This window comes from Pandoraea sp. PE-S2T-3 (assembly GCF_002179965.1).
Taxonomy (GTDB): Bacteria; Pseudomonadota; Gammaproteobacteria; order Burkholderiales; family Burkholderiaceae; genus Pandoraea.
In genome coordinates this window covers 193,546-203,873 of sequence record NZ_NGUQ01000014.1, presented here as the reverse complement: position 1 = coordinate 203,873, position 10,328 = coordinate 193,546, and the positions used below count along the sequence as shown (strand labels likewise).

Annotated in this window: 8 protein-coding genes; 6 read left to right on the top strand and 2 right to left on the bottom strand. The window is 62.9% G+C overall.

Features of this window, described 5'->3' with window-relative positions:
• Positions 1-25 precede the first annotated feature (25 nt).
• Complete coding sequence (locus tag CDV46_RS10585; protein WP_087722505.1) at positions 26-1,018, bottom strand: bifunctional riboflavin kinase/FAD synthetase; 993 nt, start codon at positions 1,016-1,018, stop codon at positions 26-28.
• Positions 1,019-1,240: 222 nt separating this feature from the next.
• On the opposite strand from CDV46_RS10585, the gene purN reads away from it, so the two are divergent.
• The 6 genes from purN to nadC all read left to right on the top strand — a co-directional run bounded on the left by purN (position 1,241) and on the right by nadC (position 8,551).
• Positions 1,241-1,891 carry a phosphoribosylglycinamide formyltransferase gene (gene purN, locus CDV46_RS10580; RefSeq protein ID WP_087722504.1) on the top strand — a complete coding sequence of 217 codons (651 nt, stop codon included), beginning with the start codon at positions 1,241-1,243 and terminating at the stop codon, positions 1,889-1,891.
• Between the two features lie 158 nt (positions 1,892-2,049).
• Positions 2,050-3,411, top strand: a complete 1,362-nt coding sequence (locus CDV46_RS10575; RefSeq protein WP_087691534.1) for an RsmB/NOP family class I SAM-dependent RNA methyltransferase — start codon at positions 2,050-2,052, stop codon at positions 3,409-3,411.
• Positions 3,412-3,510: 99 nt separating this feature from the next.
• On the top strand, positions 3,511-4,923 hold the full coding sequence (locus CDV46_RS10570; protein WP_087722503.1) for a mechanosensitive ion channel family protein: 1,413 nt from the start codon (positions 3,511-3,513) through the stop codon (positions 4,921-4,923).
• Positions 4,924-5,227: 304 nt separating this feature from the next.
• A complete protein-coding gene (locus CDV46_RS10565; protein WP_087691394.1) occupies positions 5,228-6,424 on the top strand; it encodes a DesA family fatty acid desaturase in 1,197 nt (398 codons plus the stop codon).
• Positions 6,425-6,515: 91 nt separating this feature from the next.
• A complete protein-coding gene (gene nadA / locus CDV46_RS10560; RefSeq protein ID WP_087722502.1) occupies positions 6,516-7,649 on the top strand; it encodes a quinolinate synthase NadA in 1,134 nt (377 codons plus the stop codon).
• Positions 7,649-8,551, top strand: coding sequence for a carboxylating nicotinate-nucleotide diphosphorylase (gene nadC, locus CDV46_RS10555; RefSeq protein ID WP_087722501.1), 903 nt, complete (start codon positions 7,649-7,651; stop codon positions 8,549-8,551). The genes nadA and nadC overlap by 1 nt, the downstream gene beginning before the upstream one ends.
• A gap of 43 nt (positions 8,552-8,594) precedes the next feature.
• On the opposite strand, the gene nadB is transcribed toward nadC, so the two are convergent.
• Positions 8,595-10,196: an L-aspartate oxidase gene (nadB, locus tag CDV46_RS10550; protein WP_087722742.1), complete on the bottom strand. Its 1,602-nt coding sequence runs from the start codon at positions 10,194-10,196 to the stop codon at positions 8,595-8,597.
• Positions 10,197-10,328 lie beyond the last annotated feature (132 nt).

Here is a 10,328-nt window from a genome sequence, read left to right as displayed (position 1 = left end):
AAGCGCCGGAGCACGCGGGCGAAGATCAACTAATTCGGTCAGTGGCCGAGGTGGCGAAGTCGCGTCGTGCGCTCGGGCCGTTGGCGTCGAGCGCATGGGCGAAATAGGCACGTGCCTCGCGCGTGTCCTGCGCGATGGCGGCTTCGAGTTCGGCCAGACCGTCGAATTTGGCTTCGTCTCGCAGCTTCTGCAAAAATTCCACGCGCACGAGTTTGCCGTAGCAATCGCCCGCGAAGTCCAGCAGATGCACTTCCAGCAGCACACGCCCCGAATCGTCGACGGTCGGGCGCAGGCCGAGGCTCGCCACGGCGGGCAGCGGCGTGTCGGCCAGCCCGTGCACCTGCACGACGAAAATGCCCGCGAGGGCCGGGTGTTTGTGTGCGATACGAATGTTGAGCGTCGGGAAGCCGAGCTTGCGCCCGAGCTTCATGCCATGCACGACGTGGCCGGAGATCGCGTACGGGCGACCGAGCAGCGCATGGGCGCGCTCGAAGTTGCCGTCGGCGAGCGCGGCACGCACTTCCGAGCTGGAGATGCGCACGCCGTCATGGGCGATCGTCGGCATTTGCTGGACGACGAAGTCGTGCTGGCGGCCTGCTTCGCGCAGGTACTCGATATCGCCGGCGCGTTTGGCGCCGAAGCGGAAGTCGTCGCCGACGAGCAGCCAGCGCGTATGCAGGCCGTCCACAATGATGTTTCGAACGAAGTCTTCGGGCGACTGACCGGCGAAATGGGCGTTGAAGTGTTCGACCACCAGCCGGTCGACGCCGTGCGCGCGCAGTGCTTCGAACTTGTCGCGCAAGTTCGAGATGCGCGCGGGCGCCTTGTCAGGGGAGAAGTATTCGCGGGGATGGGGCTCGAACGTCATCACGCATACCGGCAGGCCGCGCGCAGCCGCTGCGGCGCGCACGCGCGCGAGCAGGGCCTGATGGCCGAGGTGCACGCCGTCGAAATTGCCGATCGTCAGCACACAGGGCGCTTTGCTTTGCGCGTTGGGTAGACCCCGGAAGACTCGCACGATAAGGAAGCGTCAGTACAGGACGTTGATGAACGTTGGTGGGTAAGCTGCGCGGCGCTGCCCGGGACTTGCCGGCCTGCGGCGGCGGGGCGGGCCCGGAGTGCCTGACAGGACGGCCGATCCGACATTGCGGCGCCGCAGAACGTTGAATTATAAACGCTTCGGCGCCTTCGCGGCGCGGATCGCGTGTCTGGTGCGGCGCGCCAATGATAAAATCCGGCGATGAAGAACATTGTCATCCTGATTTCCGGACGTGGCAGCAATATGGAGGCCATCGTCCGTGCCTGTACTGAGGAAGGCTGGCCAGCCCGCGTGGCTGCTGTCATCGCCAACCGCGACGAGGCCGAGGGCCTCGCCTTTGCCCGCGAGAACGGCATCGCCACCGCCGTCGTCCCCAGCCGCGGCAAGACCCGCGAAGTTTTCGACGGCGAACTCGCCGCCGAAATCGACCGCCACCAACCCGATCTGGTCGTGCTCGCCGGTTTCATGCGCATTCTGACGCCCGAGTTTACCGAGCGGTATGCCGGCCGCCTCGTGAATATCCATCCGTCGCTGCTGCCCGCGTTTCCGGGCTTGCAGACCCACGCACGGGCACTGGAAGCCGGTTGCAAGATCGTTGGCGCGACCGTGCACTTCGTGACGGCCGAGCTCGATCACGGCCCGTTCGTGCTGCAAGCGGCCGTGCCGGTCAAGACCGGAGACACGCCCGAGGCACTTGCCGAGCGTATTCTTCCGCTGGAACACATCATTTATCCGCGCGCTGTGCGGTGGTTCGTGGAAGACCGTCTGGTCGTGGCCGATGGCCGCGTGACAGTCAAACCCGCCGCCGATGGCACGCCCGATCCGCAATGGCTTTTTGGTGAGAACGCATGAGCACCCGTCCGACACAGCGCCGCGATGGCGCAAATCAATCCGGTAACCGCTCAGGCGGCAAGTCGTCCGAGACGAAGGAGCGCTACGTGCGCCCCGACCGCTACGACCGCACCCGCAACGATCGCCGCCCGGAAGCCCCGCCCGCCGAGACCGCCCGCATGCGTGGCGACCATCTGTCGCCAGCGCTGTTCGAACATACGCAGCGCTTGCTCGGCAGCGTGCTCACGTTCACCGGCCCGGCCGACATGCTGGTGAGCACGTATTTCCGCGCCAACGCCAAGCTGGGCCACCGCGAACGCGGTGTACTGGCCGAAACCGTTTTCGCGATCCTGCGCCGCAAGCTCGAATTCGGTCAGCACGCCGGCAGTGGTTCGGGCCCGCTGGAGCGCCGTCTGGCGCTACTGGGTCTGGCCTTCACGCGCGGCTTGACGTCGGTGCAACTGGTCGCCACGCCTGACGAAGTCACGTGGCTGGAACACGTCGGTCAGATCGATCCGGCGAGCCTTTCCACGCGTGTGCGCACCAATTTGCCGGACTGGCTGTACGAGCGTCTCGCGAAGCGTTTTGACGCCGCAGAACTCGAACCGCTGGCCGCCGCGCTGAATCAGCCCGCGCCGCTCGATTGCCGCGTGAACCTGATCAAGGGAAATCGCGACGACGTGCTCGCGCAACTGCGCGCCGACGGGTTCTCGGCCGAGCCGACGCCGTTTGCGCCGAACGGCATCCGTCTGGCCGGCAAGCCCGCGCTGCAAAAGCACCCGCTGTTCATCTCGGGCACCATCGAAGTGCAGGACGAGGGCAGCCAGTTGCTGTGTCAGTTGGTCGCACCGCGCCGTGGCGAGATGATTGTCGACTTCTGCGCAGGGGCCGGTGGCAAGACCCTCGCCATCGGTGCGCAAATGCGCTCGACCGGGCGTCTCTATGCGTTCGACGTCTCGGACAAGCGGCTGGCGAAACTCAAGCCGCGGCTGGCGCGCAGCGGGTTGTCGAACGTCTATCCTGTGATGATCGACAGCGAGAACGACAGCAAGATCAAGCGTCTGGCGGGCAAGATCGACCGCGTGCTGGTCGATGCGCCGTGCAGCGGGTTGGGTACGCTGCGCCGTAATCCGGACTTGAAGTGGCGCCAGTCGCCGCAATCGGTGTCCGAGCTGACGCAAAAGCAGGCATCGATTCTGGCGAGTGCTGCGCGGCTGGTGAAGCCGGGCGGCCGTTTGGTCTACGCTACGTGCAGCCTGCTGAACGAAGAAAACAACGCGATCGCCGAGGCGTTTGCGGCGGCGCACCCGGACTTTGCGCTGGTGCCGGCCAACGAGTTGCTGGCGTCGCAGAAGATTGCGCTCGACACGGGCAAGTATCTGGAACTGCTGCCGAACCGCCACGCTACGGACGGGTTCTTTGCCGCCGTGTTCGAGCGCCGTGCGGCTGAAAAGGCGCCGAAGGCACCCAAGGCAGCGCCGGAAGTCACGGAAGTTGCTGAAGTTGCAGCACCGGAAGCGCCGGAAGCCTCGGCGGAGTAAGCCGGGCGGCCGGCCAATGGGTGAATGAGCGAGTGCCGCGAGTCACGGCGTGACCCGGCACATGCTTGCGGGCGTTAGCTAAGAAGGGAAAAAAGAGAAATGGCGATGCAGGAAAGTCCGGCTTTCGCGAAGTTGGTGCGCGACGTCGTACGCGACTTCGGCGACCCGCAAATCATCTGGCAGATCGTGGCACTGGTGGTCGCGCTCGGCGTGGCACTCGTCCTGCGGCGCTGGATGATCGGCCGCCTCGATCGCCATTTCGAGACCGTGGCACCGTCGCGCCGGGCCGGTTCGTCGAGTCTGCGGCGCTCGTTTTTCCCCATGTTCGGCTGGCTTTGCGTGGCGCTCACGCGCGTGGTACTGCAAGAGTACATGCGCGTGTCGCTGTTGCGCCTCGCCGAAGTGCCGCTTTTCGGGACGGCACTGATCTACCTGGCGTTCTACTTCGCGCGCCGCCTGTTCGCCTCGTCACCCCATGCCTACGGGCTGTTGAAGGTATTCGAGCGGGTGTTCACCACGTTCGCCTGGCTGTCGATGCTGGCTTACGTCCTGGGCGTGCACGACGATATTCTGAACTGGCTGGCCAGCGTGCGTTTTGCCGTCGGTTCCAGCCATCTGACGCTGCTCTCGATGCTCTCGGGCATCCTCTGGATCGGCGTGACGCTGGTGCTGGCGATGTGGGTGGGTTCGCTGATCGAAGACCGGATCATGCGCACCACCACGCTCGACGGCAACCTCAAGGTGGTGATGTCGCGGCTGGTCAAGGGCGTGCTCACGCTGATTGCCGTGCTGGCCACGCTGTCGTTCGTGGGCATCGATATCACCGTGCTCGGCGTGTTCGGCGGGGCGCTCGGGGTGGGGCTGGGGTTTGGCTTGCAGAAGATTGCGTCGAACCTGGTGTCGGGCTTCATCATCCTGCTCGACCGCTCGGTGCGGCTGGGCGACCTGATCACCGTAGCGCCGTATCACGGCACCGTTTCCCAGATCAATACGCGATATACGGTCGTGCGCGGGCTCGATGGGGTGGAAGCGCTGGTACCAAACGAGAAGCTCGTGACGGACGTGGTGCAGAACCACTCGTTCACCGAGACGCGCGGGCGCGCCAAAGTGAACGTGCAGGTGGCCTACAGCGCCGACGTAGAACTGGCCATGTCGCTGATGCTGAAAGCTGCTGAGGGGATTCCCCGCGTACTGACGGACCCGCCGCCGTCGGCGTTGCTACTGAACTTTGGGGCCGACGGCATGGACCTCGAAATGGGGTTTTGGGTACAAGACCCCGCTTTAGGCAGCGGATCGATCCGTTCGCAGATAAATTTGCGGATTTGGCGCACATTTCGCGAGCACGGTATTGAAATTCCGTATGCGCAGCGCGAAATACGGATTCTGAACGACTGGGCCGACGGTGTGCCTGCGGGCGGGCCGGCGGATGCCGTCAGCCGGGTCAATTTGCCCCCGGGAACGCCGGAACTGGCGCAAACACAGGCTGTCGAGGGCAAAAAGCCGACCTCGTAGACGGTTTTTTCTACGTCGGCGCCTTGACCTGCGACAAAATGCGTGGCGGGGACGTTACACACGGGGAACAGTCCGTCAGGTAAAATGCCCCCCAAACCATAAAAAACCAGACGTTCACTGGCACGTTTAGCGCTCACTCGCCCCGAGGAATTTACGCAACTTGCGGAGTTCCTGCGAATCAAAGCGTCAAGCGAGCGCAAGAACGAGACCGGACGCGGTGGCTGGCCCTCCGCATGGCCCGACAAGACAAGGCGCGGCAACTTTGCCGCCATTGCCACCGTATTGATTAGTTTGGAGTGATATTTTGCTGGACAGTCTCCTTGGATTTCTCTCGACCGGCCTGCTCGACTGGAGCGGCTGGAAGATCTTCTTCTTCACGTTGATCGTCACCCATGTGACGATTGCCGGCGTGACGATCTATCTGCACCGTTGCCAGGCGCACCGCGCGCTCGACGTGCACCCGGTTGTCGCCCATTTCTTCCGTCTGTGGCTGTGGATGACCACGGGCATGATCACGAGCGAATGGGCCGCGATTCACCGCAAGCACCACGCCAAGTGCGAAACGCCGGAAGATCCGCATAGCCCGCAGACGCGTGGCCTGTGGAAGGTGCTCGCCGAAGGCGCCGAGTTGTATCGTGCCGAAGCGAAGAACGAAGAAACGATGCGTAAATTCAGTCACGGCACGCCGAACGACTGGATCGAGAACAACATCTACAAGCGCTTCCCGATTCTCGGTATCAGCGTGATGATGATCATCAACATCTCGCTGTTCGGCGCCATCGGTTTGACCGTGTGGGCGGTGCAGATGGTGTGGATTCCGTTCTGGGCGGCAGGTGTGATCAACGGTCTGGGCCACTACTGGGGCTACCGTAATTTCAACTGCGCCGACGCGTCGACGAACCTGCTGCCGTGGGGCATCATCATCGGCGGCGAAGAGCTGCACAATAACCACCACACGTATGCCACGTCGGCCAAGCTGTCGAACAAGTGGTACGAGTTCGACATCGGCTGGCTCTACATCCGAATTCTGTCGGCCGTGGGTCTGGCCAAGGTGAAGAAGATCGCACCGACGCCGAAGCTCGCGAAGAACAAGGCCACGTGCGACGACGATACGTTGCAGGCCGTGCTCTCGAACCGCTACGAAGTCATGGAGCGCTACGCCAAGACCTTCAAGCGTGCTTATAGCGAAGAGCTGGCGCGTTTCAAGGAAAAGCGTCAGGTCGGCGAGTATCAGTTGTTGCGCGGTGCCCGCAAGTGGCTGCATCACGACGAAGCTTCGCTGCAAGAGCCGCAGAAGCAGCAACTCGGCGAAATCTTCGCACACAGCAAGTCGGTGCAGACGTACTACGAACTGCGCAGCGAACTGGCCGGTATCTGGGAACGTTCGAACGCCTCGCGCGAGCAGTTGCTGAGCCAGTTGCAGAACTGGTGCCATCGTGCCGAACAAAGCGGGATTCACGCGTTGCAAGAATTCGCGACGCGACTGCGCCGTTACGCGTAAGGCGAATCAGCCAGAATTTCGTTTTTGTCGCATAATCGAAACCCCGCTACGGCGGGGTTTTGTCATTCCGGTCCCCACAGACCCAGCGAAAATGAATGCCTCACTCAAATCCGTAGAATTCGAGCGCCCCGCACCGAGCGGCGCCCTGTGCGTTGCCCAGGCTTGGGCGCGTGTCCCGGATGCGCCGTCGCAGGAGCAGCGCACGGCGCTCAAAGCGCGTATCAAGCGTCTGCTCGTCGAGCAAGATGCCGTGCTGGTGGCGCATTACTACGTCGATGCCGACTTGCAGGATCTCGCCGAAGAGACGGGCGGCTGCGTGTCCGACTCGCTCGAAATGGCGCGTTTCGGCCGCGATCATTCGGCCAAGACGCTGGTGGTGGCCGGTGTGCGCTTCATGGGCGAGACATCGAAAATTCTCAGCCCCGAGAAACGCATTCTGATGCCCGATCTGGACGCGACCTGTTCGCTCGATTTGGGCTGTCCGGCTGACGAATTTGCGGCATTCTGCGATGCGCATCCTGACCGTACCGTCGTTGTCTATGCGAACACCAGCGCAGCCGTGAAGGCGCGTGCCGACTGGATGGTGACGTCGTCGATCGGGCTGGAAATCGTGGCGCATCTGCACGCGCAAGGTAAGAAGATTCTGTGGGCGCCGGATCGCCACCTCGGCAGCTACGTGCAAAAGCAGACTGGCGCCGACATGTTGATGTGGCAGGGCGCATGCCTTGTGCACGACGAATTCAAGGCGACCGAGCTTGAGCTGCTGCGTCGTGAGCATCCGAACGCGAAGGTGCTCGTGCATCCGGAATCGCCGGCGGCGGTGGTCGAGTTGGCCGACGTGGTCGGTTCCACCTCGCAAATGATTGCAGCCGCGCAGACGATGGACGCAACCGAGTTCATCGTGGCGACCGACAACGGCATTCTCCACAAGATGCGGGCGGCGGCACCCGGCAAGCGTTTCATCGAAGCGCCGACGGCCGGCAACAGCGCCACCTGCAAGAGCTGTGCGCATTGCCCGTGGATGGCGATGAACAGCCTGCAAAATCTGGCCGACGTTCTCGAGTCGGGTCAGAACGAAATTCATGTCGACGCGGAGATTGGCCGGCGAGCCCACACGTGTATCGACCGTATGTTGTCGTTCGCCGAAGCGCGCAAGAAGAACGTGCGCGCTAGCGGCGATTTCGCGCGCGATGGCGCGCTGTTTGCCGGTGTAGGCCCCGCATAATGACGCAATCCGTATCCCTGAGCACCACCGAGGCACTCTCTGCCGAGTTCGCCACGTTCGGCGAACCCCTCCAGACCGCACTCTTGCGCAATGTGCGCGACGCGTTGGCCGAAGACATCGGCGCGGGCGACCTGACGGGTTTGTTGGTCCCCGCTGACGAGATGGCGCACGCGCGCATCATCGTGCGTGAAGCTGCCGTGCTGTGTGGCGTGCAATGGTTTGAGGCGTGCATGCGCAGCATCGATGCGTCGGTTCGCGTTCAGTGGCATTACCGCGAAGGCGAGCCCATGACGCCCGATTCGACGGTGTGCGACATCCATGGCCCCGCGCGGGCGTTGCTCACGGGCGAGCGCACGTCGATGAATTTCCTTCAGATGCTCTCGGGCGTGGCGACTGCCGTGCGCCGGTACGCGGACATCGTCGAAGGCACCAAGGCGCGCGTGCTCGATACGCGCAAGACGATGCCGGGTTTGCGTCTGGCGCAGAAGTTTGCCGTGCTTGTCGGCGGTGGAGTGAATCAGCGTCTCGCGCTGTACGACGGCATTCTCATCAAGGAAAACCACATCGCGGCGGCGGGCGGCATTCGTCAGGTGCTCGCGAACGCCGATCGGCTGGCCGATGGCGCGTCGGTACAGATCGAGGTGGAGTCGCTTGAAGAGTTGGAGACTGCGCTGGAGTGCGGCGCCAAGTCGATCCTGCTCGATAACTTCACGCTGGAAATGATGCGTGAAGCGGCGCGTGTGACCGATGGCCGCGCTGTGCTGGAAGCGTCGGGCGGCATCAATCTGGAAACGCTGCGCGCGATTGCCGAGACCGGTGTCGACCGTATTTCCGTCGGTGGCCTCACCAAGGATGTGCGCGCCACCGACTTCTCGATGCGTATTATCGAGACGGTGGGGTAGTGGCGTAGTGGAGTAGGGCCCCGTCAGCGGACGGGGCGGCGGGTCAGCGTTTGCGCGGTAGTACGGGCGAAAGCACGGTCGGCAACGCTTTGGGCAGTGTGTCGGGGAAATCGCGAGAGTAGTGAAGCCCACGGCTTTCGTGGCGTGACAATGCGCTATCCACGATCAGTGACGCCACGTCGACCAGATTTCGCAGTTCAAGCAGGTCGCGGCTCACGCGGAAGTTCGCGTAGTACTCGGTAATCTCCTCGCGCAGCAACGCAATACGATGCTGCGCGCGCTCCAGACGTTTGCTCGTACGCACGATGCCGACGTAATTCCACATCATCCGGCGCAATTCATCCCAGTTGTGGGCGACCACGACTTCTTCATCCGCATCGGCCACGCGGCTCTCGTCCCATGCAGGCACGTCGGTAATGCCGGGCAGCGACACCTCATCACGCTGAATATCTTCCGCGGCGGCCTTGCCCAACACGATGCACTCCAGCAGCGAGTTGCTGGCCAGACGATTGGCACCATGCAGGCCGGTGTAAGTCGCTTCGCCCACGGCATAAAGTCCCGGCAAATCGGTGCGGCCGTTCATATCCGTGACGACACCGCCACAGGTGTAATGCGCGGCGGGCACCACCGGAATCGGTTGTTTCGTGATGTCGATACCGAGTTCGGCGCAGCGCGCGAGAATCGTCGGGAAGTGTTCTTGCAGGAATTCGGGACTTTGATGGCTAATGTCCAGATACACGCAATCGAGTCCGTGCTTCTTCATCTCGAAGTCGATAGCGCGCGCTACGATGTCGCGCGGCGCCAATTCGGCGCGCGGATCATGCTGCGGCATGAAGCGAGTCCCGTCCGGAAGCACCAGCCGGCCACCTTCGCCGCGCACCGCTTCGCTGATCAGAAACGACTTCGCGTACGGGTGGTAGAGGCAGGTCGGATGAAACTGGATGAATTCCATGTTCGCGATCCGGCATCCGGCGCGCCAGGCCATGGCGATACCGTCTCCCGTCGCGGTGTCGGGATTCGTCGTGTAGAGATAAACCTTCCCCGCACCGCCGGTGGCCAGCACCGTATGACGGGCGGTCATCGCGTGGACCGCGCCGGTGGCCATATCCTGAACGTAAAGTCCCTGGCAATGGCGGCCGACGGTCGGCGCAGCGTCGGCGCGGTCTGAAGTGATCAGATCGACGGCGAAGTGGTTTTCAAACAGCGTGATATTGGGGTGTTGGCGCACCCGTTCGGTGAGGGTGGTAATCACCGCGTGGCCGGTAGCATCGGCCGCATGAATGATGCGGCGATGGCTGTGACCGCCTTCGCGTGTGAGGTGAAAACCGAGTTCGGCGCCTTCGTCACGCGTGAACGGCACGCCCTGACCGATCAACCATTCGATCGCTTCGCGGCTATGTTCGACGATAAAGCGCGTAGCGGCCTCGTCGCACAACCCGGCGCCGGCAATCAGGGTATCGGCCACATGTTCGTCGACGCTGTCGGCCGAATCGAGCACGGCGGCGATGCCGCCTTGCGCCCAGTCGCTGGCCCCTTCGGGCATCGGGCGTTTTGCGACCAGTGCGACCCGGCAGGTGTTGGCCAGATGAAGGGCGACGGATTGACCGGCGAGTCCACTGCCGACGATGACGACATCGAAATTCATGATACGGGCTGTCTCCGTAATCGACGTCATCTTGGTGACGTGATTCGCATGATGGGAAGTGAGCCAGTATAGCGAGTCGATACGCGCGTGGCACATGACCCTATGCGCACTTCGGCAAAATCGGAGGAGGGA

Coding starts and splice junctions, on each gene's coding strand:
- nadA (WP_087722502.1), top strand. CDS start 6,516: ATGAATGCCTCACTCAAATCCGTAGAATTCGAGCGCCCCGCACCGAGC.
- purN (WP_087722504.1), top strand. CDS start 1,241: ATGAAGAACATTGTCATCCTGATTTCCGGACGTGGCAGCAATATGGAG.
- CDV46_RS10570 (WP_087722503.1), top strand. CDS start 3,511: ATGGCGATGCAGGAAAGTCCGGCTTTCGCGAAGTTGGTGCGCGACGTC.
- nadB (WP_087722742.1), bottom strand. CDS start 10,196: ATGAATTTCGATGTCGTCATCGTCGGCAGTGGACTCGCCGGTCAATCC.
- CDV46_RS10575 (WP_087691534.1), top strand. CDS start 2,050: ATGCGTGGCGACCATCTGTCGCCAGCGCTGTTCGAACATACGCAGCGC.
- nadC (WP_087722501.1), top strand. CDS start 7,649: ATGACGCAATCCGTATCCCTGAGCACCACCGAGGCACTCTCTGCCGAG.